The 22,290-nt window shown below is 71.1% G+C and carries 24 protein-coding genes and 1 tRNA gene; 11 read left to right on the top strand and 14 right to left on the bottom strand.

The genetic code is table 11. The annotated features are described in order from the left end of the window. Nucleotides 1–46 precede the first annotated feature (46 nt). Nucleotides 47–1,234: a thiolase family protein gene (locus OHT76_RS36645; RefSeq protein WP_328875165.1), complete on the bottom strand. Its 1,188-nt coding sequence runs from the start codon at nucleotides 1,232–1,234 to the stop codon at nucleotides 47–49. 152 nt (nucleotides 1,235–1,386) lie between these two features. On the opposite strand from OHT76_RS36645, the gene OHT76_RS36640 reads away from it, so the two are divergent. The 10 genes from OHT76_RS36640 to katG all read left to right on the top strand — a co-directional run bounded on the left by OHT76_RS36640 (nucleotide 1,387) and on the right by katG (nucleotide 10,832). Then, nucleotides 1,387–2,196, top strand: a complete 810-nt coding sequence (locus tag OHT76_RS36640; protein WP_328875164.1) for an alpha/beta hydrolase — start codon at nucleotides 1,387–1,389, stop codon at nucleotides 2,194–2,196. Nucleotides 2,197–2,247: 51 nt separating this feature from the next. After that, on the top strand, nucleotides 2,248–2,505 hold the full coding sequence (locus tag OHT76_RS36635; RefSeq protein ID WP_328876715.1) for a WhiB family transcriptional regulator: 258 nt from the start codon (nucleotides 2,248–2,250) through the stop codon (nucleotides 2,503–2,505). Next, nucleotides 2,502–2,834: a DUF3140 domain-containing protein gene (locus tag OHT76_RS36630; protein ID WP_328875163.1), complete on the top strand. Its 333-nt coding sequence runs from the start codon at nucleotides 2,502–2,504 to the stop codon at nucleotides 2,832–2,834. Before OHT76_RS36635 ends, OHT76_RS36630 begins: the two co-directional genes overlap by 4 nt. A gap of 131 nt (nucleotides 2,835–2,965) precedes the next feature. Continuing rightward, nucleotides 2,966–3,775, top strand: a complete 810-nt coding sequence (locus OHT76_RS36625; RefSeq protein ID WP_328875162.1) for an SAM-dependent methyltransferase — start codon at nucleotides 2,966–2,968, stop codon at nucleotides 3,773–3,775. 208 nt (nucleotides 3,776–3,983) lie between these two features. Continuing rightward, nucleotides 3,984–4,796: an SAM-dependent methyltransferase gene (locus OHT76_RS36620; protein WP_328875161.1), complete on the top strand. Its 813-nt coding sequence runs from the start codon at nucleotides 3,984–3,986 to the stop codon at nucleotides 4,794–4,796. A 46-nt stretch (nucleotides 4,797–4,842) separates the two neighbouring features. Next, nucleotides 4,843–6,243 (top strand): glutamine synthetase family protein, encoded by a 1,401-nt coding sequence (locus tag OHT76_RS36615; protein WP_328875160.1) that lies wholly within the window; start codon nucleotides 4,843–4,845, stop codon nucleotides 6,241–6,243. Between the two features lies 1 nt (nucleotide 6,244). After that, nucleotides 6,245–7,393, top strand: a complete 1,149-nt coding sequence (locus tag OHT76_RS36610) for an amidohydrolase family protein (RefSeq protein WP_328875159.1) — start codon at nucleotides 6,245–6,247, stop codon at nucleotides 7,391–7,393. Nucleotides 7,394–7,435: 42 nt separating this feature from the next. Then, nucleotides 7,436–7,963, top strand: a complete 528-nt coding sequence (locus OHT76_RS36605) for an NUDIX hydrolase family protein (RefSeq protein WP_328876714.1) — start codon at nucleotides 7,436–7,438, stop codon at nucleotides 7,961–7,963. 178 nt (nucleotides 7,964–8,141) lie between these two features. Next, nucleotides 8,142–8,579 carry a Fur family transcriptional regulator gene (locus tag OHT76_RS36600; protein WP_328875158.1) on the top strand — a complete coding sequence of 146 codons (438 nt, stop codon included), beginning with the start codon at nucleotides 8,142–8,144 and terminating at the stop codon, nucleotides 8,577–8,579. Between the two features lie 33 nt (nucleotides 8,580–8,612). Continuing rightward, the gene (gene katG / locus OHT76_RS36595) at nucleotides 8,613–10,832 is read left to right on the top strand and encodes a catalase/peroxidase HPI (protein ID WP_328875157.1); all 2,220 of its coding nucleotides are present in this window, start codon (nucleotides 8,613–8,615) and stop codon (nucleotides 10,830–10,832) included. 147 nt (nucleotides 10,833–10,979) lie between these two features. Here the strand turns inward: katG and OHT76_RS36590 are convergent. From OHT76_RS36590 to tdh, 8 genes are all read right to left on the bottom strand, one after another. Beyond that, nucleotides 10,980–11,056 (bottom strand) — tRNA-Pro (locus OHT76_RS36590). An 80-nt stretch (nucleotides 11,057–11,136) separates the two neighbouring features. Beyond that, nucleotides 11,137–12,429: an MFS transporter gene (locus OHT76_RS36585; RefSeq protein WP_328875156.1), complete on the bottom strand. Its 1,293-nt coding sequence runs from the start codon at nucleotides 12,427–12,429 to the stop codon at nucleotides 11,137–11,139. Between the two features lie 140 nt (nucleotides 12,430–12,569). Then, nucleotides 12,570–12,929, bottom strand: coding sequence for an MmcQ/YjbR family DNA-binding protein (locus tag OHT76_RS36580; RefSeq protein WP_328875155.1), 360 nt, complete (start codon nucleotides 12,927–12,929; stop codon nucleotides 12,570–12,572). A 30-nt stretch (nucleotides 12,930–12,959) separates the two neighbouring features. Then, entirely contained in the window at nucleotides 12,960–13,463 is a 504-nt protein-coding gene (locus OHT76_RS36575; RefSeq protein WP_328875154.1) for a GNAT family N-acetyltransferase, read from the bottom strand. Further along, nucleotides 13,460–14,035 (bottom strand): helix-turn-helix domain-containing protein, encoded by a 576-nt coding sequence (locus OHT76_RS36570; protein ID WP_328875153.1) that lies wholly within the window; start codon nucleotides 14,033–14,035, stop codon nucleotides 13,460–13,462. The genes OHT76_RS36575 and OHT76_RS36570 overlap by 4 nt, the downstream gene beginning before the upstream one ends. A 48-nt stretch (nucleotides 14,036–14,083) precedes the next feature. Then, nucleotides 14,084–14,986: a LysR family transcriptional regulator gene (locus OHT76_RS36565; protein WP_328875152.1), complete on the bottom strand. Its 903-nt coding sequence runs from the start codon at nucleotides 14,984–14,986 to the stop codon at nucleotides 14,084–14,086. Between the two features lie 17 nt (nucleotides 14,987–15,003). Further along, complete coding sequence (locus tag OHT76_RS36560) at nucleotides 15,004–16,197, bottom strand: glycine C-acetyltransferase (RefSeq protein WP_328875151.1); 1,194 nt, start codon at nucleotides 16,195–16,197, stop codon at nucleotides 15,004–15,006. An 18-nt stretch (nucleotides 16,198–16,215) separates the two neighbouring features. Further along, the gene (gene tdh / locus OHT76_RS36555) at nucleotides 16,216–17,244 is read right to left on the bottom strand and encodes an L-threonine 3-dehydrogenase (RefSeq protein ID WP_328875150.1); all 1,029 of its coding nucleotides are present in this window, start codon (nucleotides 17,242–17,244) and stop codon (nucleotides 16,216–16,218) included. A 250-nt stretch (nucleotides 17,245–17,494) separates the two neighbouring features. On the opposite strand from tdh, the gene OHT76_RS36550 reads away from it, so the two are divergent. Next, nucleotides 17,495–18,100, top strand: coding sequence for a GOLPH3/VPS74 family protein (locus tag OHT76_RS36550; protein ID WP_328875149.1), 606 nt, complete (start codon nucleotides 17,495–17,497; stop codon nucleotides 18,098–18,100). 8 nt (nucleotides 18,101–18,108) lie between these two features. Here the strand turns inward: OHT76_RS36550 and OHT76_RS36545 are convergent, their stop codons facing one another. The 5 genes from OHT76_RS36545 to OHT76_RS36525 all read right to left on the bottom strand — a co-directional run bounded on the left by OHT76_RS36545 (nucleotide 18,109) and on the right by OHT76_RS36525 (nucleotide 22,015). Next, complete coding sequence (locus OHT76_RS36545) at nucleotides 18,109–18,687, bottom strand: GAF domain-containing protein (protein ID WP_328875148.1); 579 nt, start codon at nucleotides 18,685–18,687, stop codon at nucleotides 18,109–18,111. Nucleotides 18,688–18,746: 59 nt separating this feature from the next. Further along, nucleotides 18,747–19,364: a GTP-binding protein gene (locus OHT76_RS36540; RefSeq protein ID WP_328875147.1), complete on the bottom strand. Its 618-nt coding sequence runs from the start codon at nucleotides 19,362–19,364 to the stop codon at nucleotides 18,747–18,749. Beyond that, nucleotides 19,342–19,713 (bottom strand): DUF742 domain-containing protein, encoded by a 372-nt coding sequence (locus OHT76_RS36535; protein WP_328875146.1) that lies wholly within the window; start codon nucleotides 19,711–19,713, stop codon nucleotides 19,342–19,344. The genes OHT76_RS36540 and OHT76_RS36535 overlap by 23 nt, the downstream gene beginning before the upstream one ends. Before the next feature lie 2 nt (nucleotides 19,714–19,715). Continuing rightward, on the bottom strand, nucleotides 19,716–20,150 hold the full coding sequence (locus tag OHT76_RS36530) for a roadblock/LC7 domain-containing protein (protein WP_328875145.1): 435 nt from the start codon (nucleotides 20,148–20,150) through the stop codon (nucleotides 19,716–19,718). A gap of 68 nt (nucleotides 20,151–20,218) precedes the next feature. Continuing rightward, on the bottom strand, nucleotides 20,219–22,015 hold the full coding sequence (locus OHT76_RS36525) for a sensor histidine kinase (RefSeq protein ID WP_328875144.1): 1,797 nt from the start codon (nucleotides 22,013–22,015) through the stop codon (nucleotides 20,219–20,221). Nucleotides 22,016–22,290 lie beyond the last annotated feature (275 nt).

Raw genomic sequence — 22,290 nt, 5'->3', positions numbered from 1 at the left:
AACCAACGCCGTCAGCACCGTCTCACCAGATGGTGATGGCATCGGGTCAGTGGCGCTCCACGAGCACCGCGCTGCCCTGTCCGACGCCCACGCACATCGTGGCGAGTCCACGCTCGGCGCCCGTGCGCCGCATCCGGTGCAGCAGCGTCGTCAGGATCCGCGCACCCGAGCAGCCCAGCGGATGCCCCAGCGCGATCGCCCCGCCGCTCGGGTTCACCAGCTCCGGATCGATCCCCAGCCGGTCGACACAGGCCAACGCCTGCGCCGCGAACGCCTCGTTGAACTCGGCCTCCTGGATGTCCGCCACGCCCCACTGCGCGCGGGCGAGCACCTTCTGCGTGGCCGGAACCGGCCCGATCCCCATCACATCCGGATGCACCCCCGCGGACGCACCGGCGACATACCGCCCGAGCGACTCGAGACCGAGCTCGTTGAGCGCCTCCTCGCTGACCAGAAGCAGCCCCGCCGCACCGTCGTTCATCGGCGAGGCATTGCCCGCGGTGACCGTGCCACCCTCCCGGAAAACGGGCCTGAGCCGCGCGAGCTTCTCGTACGAGGTGTCCTCGCGCACGCACTCGTCACGGTCGACGACCACGCCGTCCGGCCGTTCCACCGGCAGCAGTTCGTCGTCGAAGTGGCCGTTCTTACGGGCCTCGGCGGCCAACTGGTGGCTGCGCAGCGCGAACTCGTCCTGCCGCTCACGCGCGACCCCGTACCGAGAGGCGACCTCCTCCGCGGTCTCCCCCATGGACAGCAGGCCGTGGAGTTCCTTCATCGCCGGGTTGACCAGCCGCCAGCCGAGCCGGGTGTCGACGGTCTCGATGCGGTGCGGCAGCGCCTCGTCGGGCCGGGCCAGGACGAAGGGCGCGCGGCTCATCGACTCGGAACCGCCCGCGAGGACGATGTCGGCCTCGCCTGCGGCGATGGTACGGGCCGCGGTGGTGACGGCCTCCAGGCCGGAGGCGCACAGCCGGTTCACCGTGGCGCCGGGCACCGACTCGGGGAGCCCGGCGAGCAGCGCGGCCATGCGGGCGACATTGCGGTTGTCCTCGCCCGCCTGGTTCGCTGCGCCCCAGTACACATCGTCGATCCGCGCCGGATCAAGCGCGGGCACCTCGGCGACAAGACCCCTGATCACGGCCGCCGCGAGATCGTCGGGCCGTACGGAGGACAGGGCGCCGCGCAGTTTGCCGATGGGCGTGCGGCGGGCGGCCGCGAAGTGGACGGGACGCACGAGAAGGACTCCTGACCGACGGCGCCGGCGGTCTCATGACCGGCCATGACCAGCGGGCCTCTTAATTAGCACCGCTAGTTTTGGACTATAGACCGCCGACCGTCCCCCTGGGAAGATCCCCGAGGACCCTCACCGACGCAGCCGGAGGAGACATGGCCGACACCCGCGAACACATCCTCGCCGCAACCCACGGCCCGATCGTCGTACGCGAGTGGCACCGGCGGGAGCCGCACTACCTCGCGCTCGTGGTGCACGGCTACGGGGAGCACTCCGGTCGGTACGAGGAGGTGGCCGGGGTCCTCAATGCGCACGGCGCGGCCGTGTTCGCTCCCGATCACACGGGGCACGGGAAGTCCTCGGGCGAGCGGGTCGTGATCGAGGACTTCGAGGACGTCGTCACCGATGTGCACGCGGTGGCGGAACTCGCCCGGGCCGCCCACCCCGATGTCCCGCTGGTCATGGTCGGGCACTCGATGGGCGGCCTGATCTCGGCCCGTTTCGCACAGCGCTACGGCGACGAGCTCACCGCCCTCGTGCTGTCCGGGCCGGTGATCGGCGACTGGGCGCTGCCGCGCCGGCTGCTCGCCCTGGACGAGATCCCGGACACCCCGATCAGTCCGGGCGCGCTCTCCCGCGACCCGGAGGTGGGGTCGTCGTACGCGGAGGATCCGCTGGTCTGGCACGGCCCGATGAAGCGGCCGACCGTGGAGGCCTTCACGCGGGCGCTGGACACCGTGTCCAAGGGCGGGGACGTGGGACCGCTGCCGCTGCTGTGGCTGCACGGCGACGAGGACCGTCTGGTGCCGCTCACCGGAAGCCGGGCCGGCGTACAGGAGTTGCGCGGCGACCGGCTGACCGAGCACATCTATCCGGGCGCCCGGCACGAGGTGTTCCACGAGACGAACAAGGCCGAGGTCTTCGAGGACCTGGTCCGCTTCCTGGACGACGTACTCAAAAGGTGAGACGGCGGATCGCCGCGTTTGCACCAGTACGACCTGGGCACCCGCGCCCGCATGGAGTGGTTGCGGAGAGCGGCCTGCGTGGGTGAGGACCCCGAGTTGTTCTTTCCCGTGGGCACGAGGGGGCCGGCGCTGCGGGAGGTCGCGGCCGCGAAACGCGTGTGCGCCCGCTGCCCGGTGATCACCCAGTGTCTGGCCTTCGCGCTGCACAGCGGACAGGCCTCGGGTGTATGGGGCGGGACCTGCGAGGAGGAACGCGCCGTACTGCTCCGCACGTCCACGCAACGCATGAGAAAGAGAAGCGCGTCATGACCGACCCACTCGAACTCGACGCCCTGTGGGAGGACTTCCACCGCGCCGTGAACATGACCTCGCAGGAACTGGCCGCCTGGCTACGGGTCAGCGACGCCTCCGAGGAGAGCGAACCCCTGCCCGAGCACGCGGGCACACCGACGGGACAGCATGTCCTGGCGATCCTGCAGAAGCGCCGCACGGACCTCACCGACGACGACATCCAGGTGATGTACGAGGTGGTCGACAAGGTCGCCGAACAGGCGGACGTGGAGAACGAACCCGAGGCGGAGGACTCCTCCCGCAGGCACCAGCTGATGTCACTGGGCCACGACCCGCTGAAACCGTGAACCCCGAACCGGCCGCGCCCGCACGGGCGTTGACGTGCCCGGAGGTGGCCGAAGACAGTCTCCGTCGCGCCGGATGATCGTGAAAGACTGCCCGCAGCGCAGACCTTGGCGAGCGAGCAGAGGAGCACCGTGTGACCGGGACCGAGCCGGCCCTCCGTATCGACACGACCCGGCCCCATCCGGCCCGGGTGTACGACTGGTACCTCGGCGGCAAGGACAACTACCCGGTCGACGAGGCGCTCGGCCGGCAGATCATGGCGATCGACACGGGAGCGCCACGGGCCGCGCGCAGCAACCGCTGGTTCATGCAGCGGGCCACCCGCCGGCTCGCCGGAGCGACGGGAATCCGCCAGTTCCTGGACATCGGCACCGGCATACCCACCGAGCCCAACCTCCACCAGATCGCCCAGTCCTTCGCACCGGACGCGCGCGTGGTCTACGTCGACAACGACCCCATCGTCCTGGCCCACGCGGAGGCGCTGCTGCGCGGCACCCCGGAGGGCGTGACGGAGTACGTCCAGGCCGACGCCCGTGAGCCGGGCGCGATCCTCGAACAGGCCGCCCGCGTCCTCGACTTCGACCGCCCGATCGCCCTGTCGCTGATCGCCCTGCTGCACTTCGTCGCGGACGAGGACGGCGCGTACGACCTGGTGGACACCCTCGTCGAAGCGCTGGCGCCGGGCAGTTGTCTGGTCCTGTCGTGCATGACCGCCGACTTCGAGCCGGAGAACGTCCGGCAGGGCATCGAGCGGTACTCGGCGGGCGGAGTGACGCTCGTCGCCCGCTCGCACGCCGAAGTGGGCGGTTTCTTCAAGGGACTTGAGCTGATCGAGCCGGGGATCGTGTCGGTGAAGGACTGGCGCCCCGACCTCGCGCAGGACGAGGCCCCGATCGGGGACGCGCCGGTCTCCCTCTACGGCGGTGTCGGCATCAAACCCTGACCTCCCCCGCACTTCCCACCCGTGACCGTCCCTGGACGACCCGGAAGGCGGCCGCCCGGAACCGCGTCGAGATCGCGGCCTGGGCCTGGCAGCACGGGCACGCGCGCGCCGCTGGTCCTGTGCCGATTCCGGAGACAGAGTGATCAAGGGACGGCACAATGGCTCCTACGGCCGGGTTCGGCCGTTCGTGCGAGGAGAGGAACGAGTCGTGACCGAAGGCCACACCCCGGCGGACGGGCCGGCGAAGCTGAACACCGGTGTGGCGCACAACGCGCGCGTGTGGAACTACTGGATCGGCGGCAAGGACAACTACGAGATCGACCAGCAGGTCGGCGAACACGTCGCCGGGATGTTCCCGATCATCCGGGACATCGCCCGCGCGGACCGCGAGTTCCTCGGGCGGGCGGTGCGCTTCCTCGCCGAGGAGCACGGGGTGCGGCAGTTCCTGGACATCGGCACCGGTCTGCCGACGGCGGACAACACCCACGAGATCGCCCAGCGCGTCGCCCCGGACGCGCGGATCGTCTACGTCGACAACGACCCGATCGTCCTCCTGCACGCCCGCACCCTGCTCACCGGCACCTCCGAGGGCGTCACCGACTACATCGACGCCGATGTGCACGACCCGGAGGCGATCCTCGAACGCGCCGCGGGCACCCTGGACTTCACCCAGCCGGTCGCGGTGATGATGCTGGGCATCCTCAACTTCGTCCTCGACGCCGACAAGGCCCGGGACATCGCCCGCCGGGTGATGGCCTCGGTCCCCTCCGGCAGCTTCCTGGTCCTGACCCACCCCACCTTCGACGACGAGGTCGGCGGCGCGGGCCAGATCCCGGCGATGGAGTTCTGGAACGAGAACGCCACGCCGCCGATCACCGCCCGCAGCGGCGCGGACATCGCCGCGTTCTTCGATGGCCTGGAGCTGCTCGAACCGGGCCTGGTGTCCTGCTCGGTGTGGCGGTCCGGGTCCGACTCTCCCGTCGCGGTGCCGCAGTACGGCGCGGTGGCCGTGAAACCCTGACGCGCACAGCGTGTTGCGCGGCGGCCCAGCTCGACGAGGAGAACGCATGACCACCCTTGCCGATCCCGTGCCCGGAGGGCGTCCCGGTGACATCGAGCGGGCCACCGCGCTGAGCGGGGAGCTGTCCGGGCGGGGTGTGCACGGAATCGTGCTGGCCTATGTGGACACCTCCGGGATCGGCAGGGTGAAGGCGATCCCGACGGCGAAGCTGGCCTCGGCGGCGGCCTGGGGCGTCGGGATGTCCCCGGTGTTCGACACATTCCTGGCGAACGACTCCATCGTCACCACCGACGTCCTCGGCTCCCCGGACGGCGATCTGCGTCTCTACCCCGACCTGGACCGGCTGGTGGTGCTGTCCGCACAGCCCGGCTGGGCGTGGGCTCCCGTGGACCGGATCACCCAGGAGGGCGACCCGCATCCGGGCTGCAGCCGCACCTTCCTGCGGCACCTCGTCACCGAGGCGGCCCGCCAAGGCCTGACCTTCCGGGCGTCGATCGAGATCGAGTGGGCCGTCGGCCACGGCCCCGCGGCCGAGGGCGAGTTCAGACCCGCGGTGACCGGTCCGGCGTACGGCGCCACCCGGCAGATCGAGCTGAGCGACTGCACCGCCGACCTGTTGGCCGCGCTCGCCGAGCAGGGCGTGGACGTCGACCAGATCCATCCCGAGTACGCGGCAGGGCAGTTCGAACTGTCGGTGGGCGCGCTGGACCCGGTGGCGGCGGCCGACCGCAGTGTGCTGGTCCGCCAGACGATCCGCGCGGTGGCCCAGCGCCACGGCCTGGTGGTCTCCTTCGCCCCGGCGGTCTTCGCCGAGGGCGTCGGCAACGGCGGCCACCTCCACCTCTCCGCCTGGCGCGACGGCACCAACCTCCACGCGGGTGGCGATCGCCGCCACGGTATGACGGCCGACGCCGAGTCCTTCACGGCCGGAATCCTCACCCGCCTCCCGGCCCTCACGGCGGTGACCGCACCCAGTCCCGCCAGCTATCTGCGGCTCAAGCCGTCCCAGTGGGCGGGGGTGTTCACGGCCTGGGGCCGCGAGACCCGCGAGGCGGCCGTGCGGGTGGTCACCGGCACCGCTGGCCTCCAGGACCAGGCGGCGAACATCGAGATCAAGCCGGTCGACCTGGCCGCCAACCCCTACCTCGCCCTCGGCTGTGTCCTCGCCGCCGGCCTCGAGGGCATCGCCAAGTCCACGCCGCTGCCTGAGGAGATCACCGGCGATCCGGCCGCGCTCGGCGCCGAGGAGGCTCGCGCCCGTGGTGTGCGCCGGCTGCCGACCTCACTCGGCGAAGCCGTGGACGCGTTCCGCGGTGACGAGGTGCTGCGCAGCGCGCTCGGCCCGGTGCTCGCCGACGCGGTGATCGCCGTACGACAAGGGGAGATCGCCGCGGTCGACGGGCTCGACGACGCACGGATCGCGGCGGCGTACCGCTGGCGGTACTGAGGTGACGGCCACCGCGGTCCACGAGACCCTCGCCGCCCACCGACTGATCGACCACCACTGCCACGGCGTGGTCACCGACACCCTGGACCGGCCGGGCTTCGAGTCCCTGCTCACCGAGGGCGCGGCCTGGCCCGGGATCTCCCCCTTCGACACCCCGGTGGGCGTGGCCGTACGCCGCCACTGCGCACCCCTGCTGGACCTGCCCCGGCACGCGCCCGCCGAGGAGTACCTGGCCCGGCGCGCCGAACTCGGCCCCGACGAGGTGAACCGCCGCTTCCTCACCGCCGCCGGCACCGACGTCTTCTGCGTCGACACCGGCTACACCCCGCACCCCCTCACCGCTCCGCACCAACTGGCCGAGGCGGCCGGAGGCAGCGCCTTCGAGGTCGTACGACTGGAGAACGTCGCCGAGTCGACCGCACGGGCCGGAGTCGAGCCGGACGCGTACGGCGCCACCTTCCGCAAGGCCGCCGAGGACGCCGTACGACAGCCCGGCGTGGTGGCGGTGAAGTCCGTCGCCGCCTACCGGACCGGCTTCGAGCTGGACCCGGCCCGCCCCACGGACGCGGAGGTCACCGAGGCGGCCCGGCGCTGGCTCACGACGGGCGGCCGCCTCGCCGATCCGGTGCTGGTACGGCATCTGCTGTGGACGGCCGTCGATCTGGGTCTGCCCCTCCAACTGCACACCGGGTTCGGCGACAACGACATCCGGCTGCACCGCGTGGACCCGGCCCACCTCACGGACTGGCTGCATCTGACGGCCGGCACGATCCCCGTCCTGCTCCTGCACTGCTGGCCCTATCAGCGCCAGGCCGCCTATCTGGCCGCCGTGTTCGAGCAGGTGTACCTCGATGTGGGCCTGACCCTGCACCACGTCGGCCCCGCCCGCGCGCGTGCGGTCCTGGAGGAGGCGCTGGAGATCACCCCGTTCCGCAAGCTGCTGTACAGCTCCGACGCCTATGGTCTGGCCGAGTTCTATCCGCTCGGCGCGCTGTCCTTCCGGCAGGGTCTCGGCGCGCTGCTGCAGGCCCGCGTCGACGCCGACGAACTGAGCCTGCCGGACGCGTTACGGATCGCCGAGTGGGCCGGCTCCGCCAACGCCCGCCGCCTGTACGGACTTCCCTCCGCAACCGTCCCCCGCCGCGACTGAGCGCGCGTCGATCCCGGAAAGTATGATCAAGCAATGTCTGATATGACCGAAACCACGCCCGGTTGGCTGACCTCCGACGAGCTGGAGATGGCTCGCGCCCGCATGCCGATCCTCTATGTGGAGGCCGTGCCCGTGCGCGTCGACGACAGCGGCGAGGTCACCAGCATCGGCCTGCTGCTGCGCATCGGACCGGACGGAACGGTCAGCCGGACCCTGGTCTCCGGCCGGGTGCTGCACCACGAGCGGGTGCGCGACGCCCTCCTTCGGCACCTGGAGAAGGACCTCGGCCCGGTCGCGCTGCCCCGGGTCCCGGCCTCTCTGCAACCCTTCACGGTCGCGGAGTACTTCCCGACACAGGGCGTCACGGCGTACCACGACCCGCGCCAGCACGCGGTCTCCCTCGCCTATGTGGTGCCGGTGGCCGGTGACTGCCGCCCCCGCCAGGACGCCCTCGACCTGGTGTGGTTCAGCCCGCAGGAGGCCCTGTCCCCCGCGGTGCAGAGCGAGATGCCGGGCGGCCACGGAGTGCTGCTGAAGCAGGCGCTGGCCCATGTCGGCTGTGTGATCTGACGGTCACGGACTGTTTCTCGTTCGGGCCTCGAGGCGGAATGGAGGCGTTTACGGGAGGGTGCTGCCGTACGAGTGACAAGACCTCGCGGACCGGCCCTCCCCGCGACGCCTGAGCGCCACCAAATTTGAACCGTTCGTTTTCTTGAATCGTTCGTGTTTTTGAGGGTAGGTTCGGCGCATGAGCTCATCCGGAACCCCGACCACCGCCGAGGAGCTGCGCGGCGCGGGCCTGCGGGTGACGGCCGCCCGGGTCGCGCTGCTGGAGACCGTCCGGGACGGCGACCACCTGGGCGTCGAGGCCATTGCCTCCGGGGTGCGGGACCGCGTGGGCCATATCTCCCTGCAAGCCGTGTACGAGGGTCTGCACGCCCTCACCACTGCAGGACTCATACGCCGTATCGAGCCGGCCGGCAGCCCGGCCCGGTTCGAGGGACGCGTCGGGGACAACCACCACCACGTCCTGTGCCGGTCGTGCGGTGTTGTCGCCGACGTCGACTGCGCGGTGGGCGACGCGCCCTGTCTGACCGCCTCCGACGACCACGGCTTCGCGATCGACGAGGCCGAGGTCATCTACTGGGGCGTGTGCCCCGACTGCTCGACCCCCCAAATTCTTTGAGCACCCGATCCACCAAGCCCGGAAGGATTTGCCATGGCTGAGAACCCCGACGCAATCGTCACCGACCCCAAGACGGAGGAGGGGACGGGGGGCTGCCCCGTCGCGCACGGGCGAGCCGCGCACCCGACCCAGGGTGGCGGAAACCGTCAGTGGTGGCCGGAGCGGCTCAACCTGAAGATCCTTGCCAAGGACCCTGTTGTCGCGAACCCGCTCGGTGCGGAGTTCGACTACGCCGAGGCGTTCCAGGGCCTCGACCTGGCGGCCGTGAAACAGGACATCGCCGAGGTGCTGACCACCTCGCAGGACTGGTGGCCCGCCGACTTCGGCAACTACGGCCCGCTGATGATCCGTATGGCCTGGCACAGCGCCGGCACCTACCGCATCAGCGACGGCCGCGGTGGTGGCGGCCGCGGCCAGCAGCGCTTCGCGCCGCTGAACAGCTGGCCGGACAACGGCAACCTCGACAAGGCCCGCCGTCTGCTGTGGCCGGTCAAGAAGAAGTACGGCCAGTCCATCTCCTGGGCCGACCTCATGATCCTCACGGGCAATGTCGCGCTGGAGCAGATGGGCTTCGAGACCTTCGGCTTCGGCGGCGGCCGCGCCGACGTCTGGGAGGCCGACGAGGACGTCTACTGGGGTCCCGAGACCACGTGGCTCGACGACCAGCGCTACAGCGGCGACCGCGAGCTGGAGAACCCGCTCGGCGCCGTCCAGATGGGCCTCATCTACGTCAACCCGGAGGGCCCGAACGGCAACCCGGACCCGATCGCCGCGGCCCGCGACATCCGTGAGACGTTCCGCCGCATGGCGATGAACGACGAGGAGACCGTCGCCCTCATCGCCGGTGGCCACACCTTCGGCAAGACCCACGGCGCCGGCCCGGCCGACGCGGTCGGCAACGACCCCGAGGCCGCCGACATGGAGCAGCAGGGCCTGGGCTGGAAGTCCACCTACGGCACCGGCAAGGGCGGCGACGCCATCACCTCCGGTCTCGAGGTCACCTGGACCACCAAGCCGACCCAGTGGAGCAACGACTTCTTCAGCATCCTCTTCGGCTACGAGTGGGAGCTGACCCAGTCCCCGGCCGGCGCCAACCAGTGGGTGGCCAAGGACGCCGAGGCGATCATCCCCGACGCGCACGACTCGTCGAAGAAGCGTCTGCCCACGATGCTCACCACCGACCTCTCGCTGCGCTTCGACCCGATCTACGGCCCGATCTCGAAGCGCTTCCACGAGAACCCGCAGGAGTTCGCGGACGCCTTCGCCCGCGCCTGGTACAAGCTGACCCACCGTGACATGGGCCCGAAGTCGCTGTACCTCGGCCCGGAGGTCCCCGCGGAGACGCTGCTGTGGCAGGACCCGCTGCCGCAGGCCGAGGGTGAGGCCATCGACGCCGCCGACGTCACGGCCCTCAAGGCCAAGATCCTCGACTCGGGTCTGACCGTCTCGCAGCTGGTCTCCGCCGCGTGGGCGTCGGCCTCGACGTTCCGCGGCAGCGACAAGCGCGGTGGCGCCAACGGTGCCCGAATCCGCCTGGAGCCGCAGCGCGGCTGGGAGGTCAACAACCCCGACGAGCTCGCTCAGGTGCTGCGCACCCTTGAGGGCATCCAGGGCGAGTTCAACTCCGGCGCCAAGAAGGTCTCCCTGGCCGACCTGATCGTCCTCGGTGGCTCCGCCGCCGTGGAGAAGGCCGCCAAGGACGCCGGCGTCGCCGTGGAGGTCCCCTTCACGGCGGGCCGTGTGGACGCGACCGAGGAGCACACCGACGCGGAGTCCTTCGCCGCGCTGGAGCCGACCTCGGACGGCTTCCGCAACTACCTCGGCAAGGGCAACCGCCTGCCGGCCGAGTACCTGCTGCTGGACCGGGCGAACCTGCTCACGCTGAGCGCCCCCGAGATGACCGTTCTCGTCGGTGGTCTGCGTGTCCTGGGCGCCAACCACAACGGCTCCAAGCACGGTGTCCTCACCGAGACGCCGGGCAAGCTGACCAACGACTTCTTCGCCAACCTGCTCGACCTGGGCACGGAGTGGAAGTCGACGTCCGCCGACCAGACCACCTTCGAGGGCCGTGACCTGGCCTCGGGCGAGGTCAAGTGGACCGGCACCCGCGCCGACCTGGTCTTCGGCTCCAACTCCGAGCTGCGGGCGCTCGCGGAGGTCTACGCGAGCGACGACGCGAAGGAGAAGTTCGTGAAGGACTTCGTCGCCGCGTGGACCAAGGTCATGGACCTGGACCGCTTCGACCTGGTCTGAGCGACACAGCCCTGACACCCGGGCCGGCCGACACACCCGTCGGCCGGCCCGGCCGTCTGTAGAGCCGGCGGTCCGGCTGTAGGCCTTCCGGATACGACAAAGGCCGTCCTCTCATCGTGAGAAGACGGCCTCCGACCTGCGTGAAGCTGGTCGGGACGACAGGATTTGAACCTGCGACCCCTTGACCCCCAGTCAAGTGCGCTACCAAGCTGCGCCACGTCCCGATGCCCGCCTGACCTGGGCTTTCCCCGGGCCGAACGAACATGGAAACAATACCGCACTCGGGTCCGTGGGCGCGCACCGGTTATTCGGCGCGCGCCCGCTCCGGCTCCCCCGCGGGTACCGATCCGGCGGTCGGCACATCGGCCCGCTCCAGGTCCCGGATCGGTCGTACGGCGAGCAGGATCGCAGCGACGACCAGGCTCATCACGCCCGCGACCATGAGCACGTTCTCGGCGCCCAGGGCCGACGCGGACGGGCCCGCCAGGGCCTGGCCCACCGGCATCATCGCGAGGGAGCCTGCCACGTCGTAGGCGTGGATGCGGTTGAGGACGTCCGGGGGGACCTGGGTCTGGACCGTGGTCGCCCACATCACGCCCCAGAAGGACATGCCCGCCCCGGCCACGGCGGCGCCCGCCGCCATCGCCGGTACGTCGAGGCCCAGGCCCACCGTCACCGGGAAGCCGACGAAGGCGAAGAGGCCGATCGCGCCGGCGCGGAGCATACGGCGGGGGCGCAGGCGCAGGGCGAGGAGGCCGCCGACCACCGTGCCTGCGCCCAGGGCGGAGTTGATCAGGCCGTAGGCGCCGGGGCCGTGGTCCTGGACCACCTCGGTTGCCACCAGGGGGAGCGTCGGGCCCCAGACCATGAGCATGTACAGGCACCAGACGGCTATGACTCCCCAGAGCCAGGTGCGGGCCCGGAACTCGCGCCAGCCCTCGACCAGGTCGGCCCGGAAGGTGCTGGGTATCGGTGTGCTGCCGGAGGCGAGCGGGGGCAGGCGGAGCAGTAGGAGGCACAGGGCGCTCACCGCGTACGTCGCCGCGTGGGCCACGAAGACGCCGCCCGGTGAAGCGAGGCCCACCAGGAGACCGGCGAGCGCGGGCCCGGCGAGCTGGGCTGCGGATTCCGCGATGCGTATGGCGCCGTTCGCGCCCTGGACGTCGGTGGCGAGCCGGGGTGTCGTGCTCGCGACGCCGGGCTGGAAGACGGCGCCCGCGACGCCGTTGACGAAACCGATCGCGCAGATCTCCCACAGGACCACACGGCCGCTGAAGAACAGGGCCGCGGCGAGGGCCTGGGTGCCCAGGCGCACCAGGTCCGCGCCGATCATCAACCTGCGTGTGCTGAAGCGGTCGGCGATCACTCCCCCGAAGACGACGAACCCGGCGAAGGCGGCTGCCGTAGCGGCCATGGCAAGGCCGACCGCGCCCGCGCCGTACCCGTGCTGGAGCAGTCCGGCCGCGAGGGCCACCGGCAGCATGGTGTCGCCGAGCCGGGCGACGGCACGGGCGACGAAGAACAGGGCGAAGTCACGTGACCAGACACCGCCGGCGCCCTCCGGCTTCAGCTTCGGCTTCGACAGCCCCCTTGCCATTCCCGCGCTCCCCTCCCCGACGCACCCCGCGAACCCCCCGGTTCACATGCGTTTCCGCGGGAGCCGAGGCCCCCTCCGCCCCGGCTCCCACGCTCGCCTCCGGATCATGCCACGCAGCACTGACAACGCCAGAGGGGTTTTCATTCCCCGGTCGGCAGCCCCAACTCCGGGTAGGCGTCGAGCAGTCGGGTGGGCGCCGCCTGCCGCCAGGAATCGGCGAGGATGTCCCGCAGCTCGTCCTCGTCCTCCAGCTCCGCTAGCCGGACCCGCACCCAGGCGAACTGCGCCTCGTGGTCGGCGATCCAGAACTTCCCCGGCTCGGCCAGCACCAGTTCGTCGCGCTCCTCCTTGGGGCAGCGCACCGCGATGGAGGTCTCGTCCTCGGGCAAAGTCGCGAACATCTTCCCCGCCACCCGGAACGTGGGCATGCTCCAGGCAATCTTCTCCGTCGTGTCCGGCAGGGACAGGGCGACACGGCGTACGTCTTCGGCATCCTGCATGGCAGGCACCGTAGCCGTTTGCACTGACAGTCAGCCCACGTGCTTGTAGTAGAGAGTCGTCCCGCGCAGCACCCCGCCGGGGTCGGCGGCATAGTCGGGGATCATTCCGGCCCGGGTCCAGCCGGCCGAGCGGTAGAGGTGCTCGGCGGGGCTGTCGGTCTCGGTGTCCAGGTGGAGGAGGGTGATGCCCGCGGCGGCGGCCGCCTCCTCGGCGGTGGTCAGGAGCGTACGGCCGAGGCCGCGCCCACGGGCGTCCCGGTGCACCATCAGCTTGACCAGCTCGGCGCGGTGGCGGCTGTTGGGCTTGTCGGGGAAGGCCAGGCTGACGGTGCCGACGATCCGCCCGCCGTCGAGCGCCACCCACACCGCGAACGGCCCCGCCGCCCGCTCCTTCCACCACGCCTCCGCCTCGGCACGGTCCAGGGGCGCGAGGAAGCCGATGGAAGCGCCCCCGTCGACGGTGTCCACCAGCAACTCCGCCAACTCGCCGGTACGGTCCAGCAGTTGCCCAGGGTCCAGTCGCGACACGATCACGGCAGCACCACCGCCAGCACATACCGCACCTCATCCGGCCCACCACACCGGAACCGCGTCGGCCCCCACACCCGCAGTCGCAGACAGTCCCCGGCGTCCAGGTGGTGCTCGGCGTCCTGAGCCGTGATGTCGAGCGCCCCCTCAAGCACCCAGATGTGCTGTTCCAGACCGGGCACGGGCGGCCGGTCGTAGGCGATGTCGGCACCCGGCGCGAGCCGCCCCTCGACCAGCTCGCCGCGCAGTCCGGGATGCGGCGGCGACACGGATCGCCGTACGAACCCCGAGGCCCGGTCCTCCCAGACCTGCTGCTCGGCGGCGCGTACGAGCAGCGCCGGCTCGGACTCCACCTCGCTCAGCAGCTGGGACATGGTCCGCCCATAGACCCCGCACAGCCGGTTCAGCAGCGAGGCGGTGGGGCTGATCTCCGCCCGCTCTGCCCGGGACAGGGTCGACTTGCTGACCCCGCTGCGCTCCGCCACCTCACCCAGCGACCACCCGCGCTCGGCCCGCAACTCGGCCAGCCGGGCACCGAGCCGGGCGTCGACGGGGTCCACGTCCACGCTCTGCTTCATATCTGGGACGATATCCCAGATCCGCAACAGCGTCACACAGTCCAGCGATTACCCTTCGGCCGCCGCCTGCAAGGCGTCCAGCACCGGACGGATCAGTGGATGCTCCTCGGCGCCACGGCGTACGGCCGCGAAGACCCGGCGCGTGGGCGCGACCCCGTCGACCGGGCGGACGACCACCCCGGTGAGGTCCATGCCGCGCAGCGCCGAGCGTGGGACCAGGGCGACGCCCGCATCCGCCGAGGCCAGCGCCACGACCGCGCGGAAGTCGTCCGAGGAGTGTTCGAGACGTGGCTGGAATCCGGCGCTCTCGCAGGCGAGGACGACCACGTCATGGCAGGGATTGCCGGGGTACGGCCCGATCCACGGGTCCTTGGCCAGCTCCCCCAGCGGCACCTCGGCCGTATCGGCCAGCCGGTGCGTCATCGGCACCACCGCGTCGAAGGGCTCGGCATACAGCGGGACATGGCTCAGCCGGGGGTCGTCGGCGGGCGGGGCCCCGCGGTACTCGACGGCGACCGCGATGTCGACCTGCCGGTCCAGCACCATCGGCAGGCTGGCGTCGCCCTCGGCGTCCTGGACGCGGATCCTGATGCCGGGCGCCGATTCGGCGAGGCGGGCCACGGCCGGGGCGACGACCTGGGCAATGCCGGTCGCGAAGGCGGCGACGGTGACCGTGCCGGCCGCGCCGGAGCCGTAGGCGGCCAGCTCCGCCTCGGCGCGCTCCAGTTGAGCGAGGACGGCGTTGGCGTGGCTGAGCAGGATCTCACCGGCCGGAGTCAGCCGTACACCCTTGGCGCCCCGCTCCACCAGGCGGTGGCCGGTCTCCTGCTCCAACGCGGTGAGCTGCTGCGATACGGCCGAGGGCGTGAGATACAGCGCGGCGGCAGCCGCCGTCACCGTGCGATGGTCGGCCACCGCACGGAGGATGTGGAGCCGCCGCGCTTCGATCACGGATCGATTCTCTCAGGTCAGCCGGCCAGCTCCGCCCGTGCGGCGACGAAGGCGTCCACGGCCCGGTTCACGTCCTCGGTGGAGTGCGCGGCGGACAGCTGCACCCGGATGCGGGCCTGGCCCTGCGGCACCACCGGGTAGGAGAAGCCGATCACGTACACACCGCGCTCCAGCAGCAGCTCCGCCATCCGGCCGGCCTGTGAGGCGTCGCCGATCATCACGGGTGCGATGGCGTGGTCGCCGGGGAGGATGTCGAAGCCCTCATCGGTCATCCGGCGGCGGAACAGCGCGGTGTTCTCGTTCAGCCGGATACGCAGGTCGTCCGCCGACTCCAGCAGGTCGAGCACCTTCAGCGAGGCCGCGGCGATCACCGGGGCGAGGGTGTTGGAGAAGAGGTAGGGACGGGACCGCTGCCGGAGCAGGGCGACGATCTCCGCGCGGGCCGCGACATAGCCGCCGGAGGCTCCGCCGAGCGCCTTGCCGAGGGTGCCGGTGATGATGTCGACGCGGTCCATCACACCGTGCAGCTCGGGGGTGCCGCGGCCGCCGGGGCCGACGAAACCGACCGCGTGCGAGTCGTCGACCATGACCATGGCGCCGTAGCGGTCGGCGAGGTCGCAGATCTCGGCAAGGGGCGCCACATAGCCGTCCATGGAGAAGACGCCGTCGGTGACGATGAGCTTCCTGCCCGCACCGGACGCTTCCTTCAACTGCCGCTCCAGGTCGGCCATGTCGCGGTTGGCGTAGCGGAAACGGCGGGCCTTGGACAGCCGGATGCCGTCGATGATCGAGGCGTGGTTGAGGGCGTCGGAGATCACCGCGTCCTCGGGGCCGAGCAGGGTCTCGAAGACACCGCCGTTGGCGTCGAAGCAGGAGGAGTACAGGATCGTGTCCTCCTGGCCGAGGAAGGCGGAAAGCCGCGCCTCCAACTCCTTGTGCACCTCCTGCGTACCGCAGATGAAGCGCACGGAGGCCATGCCGTAGCCCCAGCGGTCCAGCGCCTCGTGGGCGGCTGCGATCACCTCGGGGTGGTCGGCGAGGCCGAGGTAGTTGTTGGCGCAGAAGTTGAGGACCTCGCCGGGACGGCCGCCCGCGGTGACGTTGACGGTCGCGGACTGCGGGGTGCCGATGACCCGCTCGGGCTTGTGCAGCCCGGCGGCACGGATCTCGTCGAGGGTGGCGCGCAGATCGTCGCGCACGGAGTCGAACATCGAAGAAGCTCCTAAGAGTTACGCGTTCCAGTCGAGGATGACCTTGCCGCCGCGGCCGCTCGCCGCGTCGGCGAAGGCCGCCTCGTAGTCGCGGTAGCCGTACCGGCCGGTGATCACGGGGGTGAGGTCGAGGCCGCCCTCCAGGAGGACCGACATCGCGTACCAGGTCTCGAACATCTCGCGGCCGTAGATGCCCTTGATGGTGATCATCGAGGTGACGATGCGGGCCCAGTCGACCGCGAACTCCTGGGCGGGCAGGCCGAGCATGGCGATCCGGCCGCCGTGCGTCATGTTGGCGATCATGTCGCGCATGGCCTCGGGGCGGCCGGACATCTCCAGGCCGATGTCGAAGCCCTCGCGCAGCCCCAACTCCCGCTGCCCATCAGCGATCTGAGTCTCCGACACATTCAGCGCCAGGCTCACGCCTATCTTGCGGGCGAGGTCGAGGCGCTCCTCGCTGACGTCGGTGATCACGACGTTGCGGGCACCCGCGTGCCGGGCGACCGCGGCGGCCATCAGACCGATCGGGCCCGCGCCGGTGATCAGGACGTCCTCGCCGACCAGCGGGAAGGACAGCGCGGTGTGCACGGCGTTGCCGAACGGGTCGAAGATCGCGGCGACATCGAGGTCGACGGGGACCCGGTGCACCCAGACATTGGCGGCGGGCAGGGCGACGTACTCGGCGAACGCGCCGTCGCGGCCGACCCCGAGTCCCACCGTCGCCCGGCACAAATGCCGGCGTCCGGCCTGGCAGTTGCGGCACTTGCCGCACACCAGATGGCCCTCACCGCTGACCCGGTCGCCGGGCCTGATGTCGGTGACGTCGCGGCCGGTCTCGACGACCTCGCCGACGAACTCGTGGCCGAGCACGAGCGGGGTGCGGATGGCCTGCTGCGCCCAGCCGTCCCAGTTCCGGATGTGCAGATCGGTGCCGCAGATGCCGGTGCGCAGCACCTTGATGAGTACGTCGCCGGGTCCGACGGCGGGCTCGGGGACGTCCGCGAGCCAGAGCCCGGGCTCCGCCTTCTCCTTGACCAGCGCCTTCACGCGTACGGCTCCTGTGGGTGCGACCCCGGGCCCGGGCATGCCGAAGCGCCCGTATCCGGGGAGAGGGGTGGAATCGCTCAGCAATCTGCCCTACGACGCCACCCCCGGTCCATCGAGGATTTCTTAAGCGGCGCCGCAGCTCTCCTTCACGCCGGGGCCGGGCGTCCTGCCGTAAGACCGCACACGCCCCCGCGACACCAGCAACAATCAACGGGGGACACCGCCCCGGCCGACCGACCTGGAGCCGCTCATGAACACCGCACGGGACCTCGCGATCGTCGCCCTGGACGTGCCGCCCGGCCGCTCCCTGGAGCAGGGCGACCTCTCGCTCGCGCTCGCGGGAGCCGAGGTGCTGGACCTGGTCGAGGCCGGGGCGCTCACACTGGACGACGACCGCCTCGTACCGGGTACGCAGTCGGCGACGGGTGACCGCCTGCTGGACGAGGCCGCGGCGTCGCTGGTCCGGCAGGAGCCCTTCGAGACGATCGAGGACTGGCTGTGGCGCCGGGGCAGCGAGCTCTCCTCGGCCTACGTCGACGATCTGGAGAAGATCGGGCTGACCACCCGTCGACGCGGCCCCCGTTTCCCGTTGCGGACCGGAAAGACGGTGCCGGTCGAGTCGCCGGCGCGCAGCAGCGCCGAGGCGCGCCGGGCGTCCGGCGAGCCCGTCCTGACCGCGCTTGTCGCAGCCGCGGGCATCGAGGAGCAGCCGGCCGAGACCCCCGAGAACCTCACCGACGACACCGTCACGACCGTACTGGCCGCCGTCGGCGACGCGGTGATGGAACTGGAGGCGGTACGGCAGCGGCGGTTGATCGAGAACGCGGCGTTCGACAATGTGTGGCGAGGGTTCTAGATCTGCCGTCAGGGCAACGGCAGCCCGTCCGCCGCCCGCCGCTCCAGCCGGGCGACCAGATCCGCGGCCGACGCCTTGATGGTCTCCAGGCCCGGCCTCCCCCACGGCCGCGGCTCCACATCGACGACGCACACGGTGCCGAGCACCATCCCCGTAGCGTCGATCAGTGGTGCGCCCAGATAGGAGCGGATGCCGAACTCGTCGACGACCGGATTGCCCGCGAACCGCGGATAGTCGCAGACGTCCTCCAGGACGAGCGCCTTGCGCCGGACCACCACATGGGGGCAGAACCCATGGTCGCGCGGAAGGGTGCGGCCGACTTGCGGACTGGTGCCGTCGCCCTTCACGAACAGACTTGCCGCCGGAAGGTGCAGGCCCGCGAAGAACTGCCGGTTCTCGTCAATGAAGTTGACCATGGCGTACGGCGCTCCGGTCACCTCGGCGAGACCGTCGGCGTAGGCGTCGAGGACGGGTTCCGTCCGCTCCCCGAGACCGAGTCGGCGCAGCCGGTCCGCTCGGGCTGGTGCCTCCTTGTCCTCGGGCGTGAGCAGCAGTCGACCGGCCGTGCGGGGCGGGTCGTAGCTCATCGGCGCACTCCGTCGATGTGGGCGTATGGCATAGGCGGGCTCCGTTGGGTGTGCGGGGATCACATATGGGCGCCGTACCCGGTCGCGGGGGCCGGGGTGTGCGCGATGAGGTGCTTGACCAGGGTCAGCAGGGTCTGGACGCCCGAGCTGGAGATCCGGGCGTCGCAGCGCACGACGGGGATTCCGGGGTCGAGGTCGATGGCGGCGCGGACCTCCTCGGGGTCGTAGCGGTAGGAGCCGTCGAACTCGTTGATCGCGAGGATGAAGCCGAGGCCCCGCTGTTCGAAGAAGTCGACGGCGGCGAAGCAGTCCTCCAGGCGCCGGGTGTCGGCGAGGATGACCGCGCCGAGCGCGCCCTCGCAGAGCTCGTCCCACATGAACCAGAACCGCTCCTGTCCTGGCGTACCGAACAGGTACAGCACATGTTGGGGGTCGAGGGTGATACGGCCGAAGTCCATGGCGACCGTGGTCTCGACCTTGTTCTCGATGCCGTCGAGATTGTCGGTCGCGGCACTGACCGTGGTGAGCAGTTCCTCGGTGCTGAGCGGTGCGATTTCGCTGACGGCGCCGACGAAGGTCGTCTTGCCGACCCCGAATCCTCCCGCCACCAAGATCTTCAGCGCGGTGGGGAACGGGTCGGCGCCGCCGTCGTAGTCAGAGCTGTCGTCGTAGTCCATCGAGCACTGCCTCCAGAAGGGCCCGGTCAGTGGGGTTGTGGTGGAACTCGGGGGGCTTGGTGGTGAGCGCCCCGCAGTCGACGAGGTCCGACAGCAGCACCTTGGTCACCGCCGCCGGCAGCTTCAGGTGGGCCGCGACCTCGGCGACCGAGACGGGGGCGCGGCACAGTTGGAGCGCCTCCGTGTGTTCGGGGCCCAGATAGCCGAGGGGGGTCGCCCCGGTGGCCATCACCTGGGAGATCAGGTCGAGGGCGACGGTGGGCCGGGTCCGGCCGTTGCTGACCGTGAAGGGGCGCACCAGCCGTCCGGCCGCGTCGTCGAGCCAGGGCCCGTCGCCGGCCGCGGCCACGCTCAAGGCCTCGACGCCGACGGTTCGACGGTGTGCTGCCGGGGCGCGGTCACCAGATAGGGGCGGACGCTCTTGACCAGCATCGCCATCTCGTAGCCGAGCACCGCGGCGTCGGCCTCGCGTCCGGCCAGCACGGCGAGGCAGGTGCCCGATCCGGCGGTGGTCACGAAGAGCAGGGTCGAGTCGAGTTCGACGACGACCTGGCGGACGTCTCCGCCGTCACCGAAGCGGACCCCGGCGCTGCGGCCGAGGGAGTAGAGGCCGGAGGCCAGCGCCGCCATGTGGTCGGCGCTGTCCGGGTCGAGGCCGTGAACCGACTTCACCAGCCCGTCGCAGGAGAGGAGCACCGCACTGCTCGTGTGCGGTACGCGCTGCACGAGGCCGCTCATCAGCCAGTCGAGATCGGATGCATGGCCGGTTGGCGCTTCGCTCGCCATGGGGGATCGACTCCTTGAGGTACGAAGGTCTGCGGGAGCGCTGGGCGTGGGGGTGGGTGCATGCGTGGTCATCCGGCTGATGCGCTCCCGTCGTGCCGGTTGGTGTGCTCGGGGCGGGACAGATGCGCGGGGCGCGCCTCGGTTATGCGCACCGTGGTCACGTCCGCCTCCATGAAGTCCGCGGTGAGGGCGTCGGAGCCCAGCTGGTCCAGGTGCTCCGACTCCAGGTGCTGCTGGGCCTCGGCGAGGCCGATGCCGCGTTGGAAGGCGGCCATCAGTCCGGGGTCGTGTCCGGCGAGGTGCTCGGGTTCCTGGCGCGGGGCGGGGCCGTCGCGCAGTTGGGGCGCGATGTGTTCCTGGGCGCGGCGCCGGGGCAGCTGGGGCTTGCCCATGGTGCCGCGCACGGCACTGGAGCGCGGGACGGGCGGCGCGAGGGTGTGCTCCGCGACGGTCGTCCGGTCCTCGGGCCGGATGCCGGGCACGGCCTCCGCGATATTGCGCCGCTCCTCATGGGCTCCGCGCACGGGCAGCGGTACTGGTCTGCCGTTCTGCGCGGGCCGCTGCGGTGCCGCCTGTGCGGGAGGCCGCGCGGCCGACTGCGCCTGCGGCGGCTGCTGCGCTACGGCCGTCCCGGCGCCGCCGGCCGCCGCGGGGCCCGGCACGGTGCCCAGCAGCCCCTGCGGTACGACGAGGACGGCCTGCACTCCGCCGTAGATGTTGGTCTGCAGCCGGACGTTGATGCCGTGCCGCCGGGCGAGTTGGGAGACCACGAACAGTCCGATGCGGCCGTCCGCCAGCAGGCTGGCGACATTGACCTGGTCGGGGTCGGCGAGCAGGGCGTTCATCCGCTCCTGTTCTCCGACGGGCATGCCGAGTCCGCGGTCCTCGACCTCGACGGCGAGCCCGGAGGTGACGAGGTTGGCCCGGAGCAGGACTTGGGTGTGCGGGGCGGAGAACACGGTGGCGTTCTCGACGAGTTCGGCGAGCAGGTGGATGACGTCGGCGACGGCGTGTCCGCGCAGGGTGCCGTCGATGGGCGGTACGAGCTTGACCCGGGAGTACTGCTCGACCTCGGCGATGGCCGAGCGCAGCACCTCGGTCATGGAGACCGGGTTGCTCCACTGACGGCGCGAGACGGCGCCGCCGAGGACGGCGAGGTTCTCCGCGTGGCGGCGGATCCGGGTGGCGAGGTGGTCGACGTGGAAGAGGCCCTTGAGCAGGTCGGGGTCCTCGATCTCGTTCTCCAGCTCGTCGAGGATCGAGATCTCGCGGTGCACCAGCGATTGCAGGCGCCGCGCGAGGTTGACGAAGACTTCCAGCTTCTGTTCGCTGCCGGCCTGGCTGGACAGCTGGGCGGCCTGGACGACGGCGGTGACGGCCCCGTCGTGGGCGCGGGCCAGGTCGGCGGCGAGCAGCTCGAAGTCGTCGGCGTCCTCGGGCGGGCCGCTGCGGGGTTTGCGCCGGGGCGGGCCGTCACCTCGGCGCAGCGATTCGACGAGGGCCCGCAGGTCGGCCTCCCCGCAGGCGCTGCTGCGGCGCAGGGCGCCGATGCGCTCGCTCACGGATCCGGCGGTGCGGTCGGCGACCACGGCGGCGATCACGATGGCCGTGAAGGCCACCGCGACGGCGCCGGCGAGCATGCCCCACAGGGTGAGGCTGGGGCGCGCGCCGGTGGTGCGGATGGTGAACAGCACGGCGGCGCAGGCGGCGAGGGCGACCGCGACCGGGGGCAGCACGGCGAGTCGCAGGAGCTGCGGCCGTATGTGCGTCTCGGGCAGCGCGGAGGTGGGGCGGGCGACCGGCCGACCGTGCCGCCCGCCTTCACGGCGGTCTGCGCGTGCGGCCGGTGCGCGGAGGTGAGACATCGGGGGTCCTCGTACTGTCCGTCGGGCGTGCCGCCGGGCCGGAGCGTGGGCGGGGGGCGGCCTGTTTCACACGACGCCCGGCTCGGTCTGCGCGTCGGGCGTGCGCCATCGCGGTGTCGGTCGAGAGCGCCGAAAAAATCGGCCCTGCGTCGCCCGACGGACACTGACAGTAGTCGGCAACGCATCATGTGCGGTGGGCAGTTGACAAACTCGCACGCGGACCGTCCGGCTCTGGTATGAGGGCTCGTACGGGAGATCGACAGCTGACAGCAGAC

Origin of the sequence: Streptomyces sp. NBC_00287, assembly GCF_036173105.1 — a bacterium.
Lineage (GTDB): Bacteria > Actinomycetota > Actinomycetes > Streptomycetales > Streptomycetaceae > Streptomyces.
The sequence above is the reverse complement of the archived record's forward strand: the minus strand, read 5'-3'. Positions and strand labels throughout refer to the sequence as shown.

Coding starts and splice junctions, on each gene's coding strand:
- OHT76_RS36615 (WP_328875160.1), top strand. CDS start 4,843: ATGACCACCCTTGCCGATCCCGTGCCCGGAGGGCGTCCCGGTGACATC.
- OHT76_RS36585 (WP_328875156.1), bottom strand. CDS start 12,429: ATGGCAAGGGGGCTGTCGAAGCCGAAGCTGAAGCCGGAGGGCGCCGGC.
- OHT76_RS36550 (WP_328875149.1), top strand. CDS start 17,495: ATGAACACCGCACGGGACCTCGCGATCGTCGCCCTGGACGTGCCGCCC.
- OHT76_RS36530 (WP_328875145.1), bottom strand. CDS start 20,150: ATGGCGAGCGAAGCGCCAACCGGCCATGCATCCGATCTCGACTGGCTG.
- OHT76_RS36630 (WP_328875163.1), top strand. CDS start 2,502: ATGACCGACCCACTCGAACTCGACGCCCTGTGGGAGGACTTCCACCGC.
- OHT76_RS36540 (WP_328875147.1), bottom strand. CDS start 19,364: ATGGACTACGACGACAGCTCTGACTACGACGGCGGCGCCGACCCGTTC.
- katG (WP_328875157.1), top strand. CDS start 8,613: ATGGCTGAGAACCCCGACGCAATCGTCACCGACCCCAAGACGGAGGAG.
- OHT76_RS36560 (WP_328875151.1), bottom strand. CDS start 16,197: ATGTTCGACTCCGTGCGCGACGATCTGCGCGCCACCCTCGACGAGATC.
- OHT76_RS36580 (WP_328875155.1), bottom strand. CDS start 12,929: ATGCAGGATGCCGAAGACGTACGCCGTGTCGCCCTGTCCCTGCCGGAC.
- OHT76_RS36525 (WP_328875144.1), bottom strand. CDS start 22,015: ATGTCTCACCTCCGCGCACCGGCCGCACGCGCAGACCGCCGTGAAGGC.
- OHT76_RS36570 (WP_328875153.1), bottom strand. CDS start 14,035: ATGAAGCAGAGCGTGGACGTGGACCCCGTCGACGCCCGGCTCGGTGCC.
- OHT76_RS36635 (WP_328876715.1), top strand. CDS start 2,248: ATGGAGTGGTTGCGGAGAGCGGCCTGCGTGGGTGAGGACCCCGAGTTG.
- OHT76_RS36640 (WP_328875164.1), top strand. CDS start 1,387: ATGGCCGACACCCGCGAACACATCCTCGCCGCAACCCACGGCCCGATC.
- OHT76_RS36545 (WP_328875148.1), bottom strand. CDS start 18,687: ATGAGCTACGACCCGCCCCGCACGGCCGGTCGACTGCTGCTCACGCCC.
- OHT76_RS36605 (WP_328876714.1), top strand. CDS start 7,436: ATGACCGAAACCACGCCCGGTTGGCTGACCTCCGACGAGCTGGAGATG.
- OHT76_RS36600 (WP_328875158.1), top strand. CDS start 8,142: ATGAGCTCATCCGGAACCCCGACCACCGCCGAGGAGCTGCGCGGCGCG.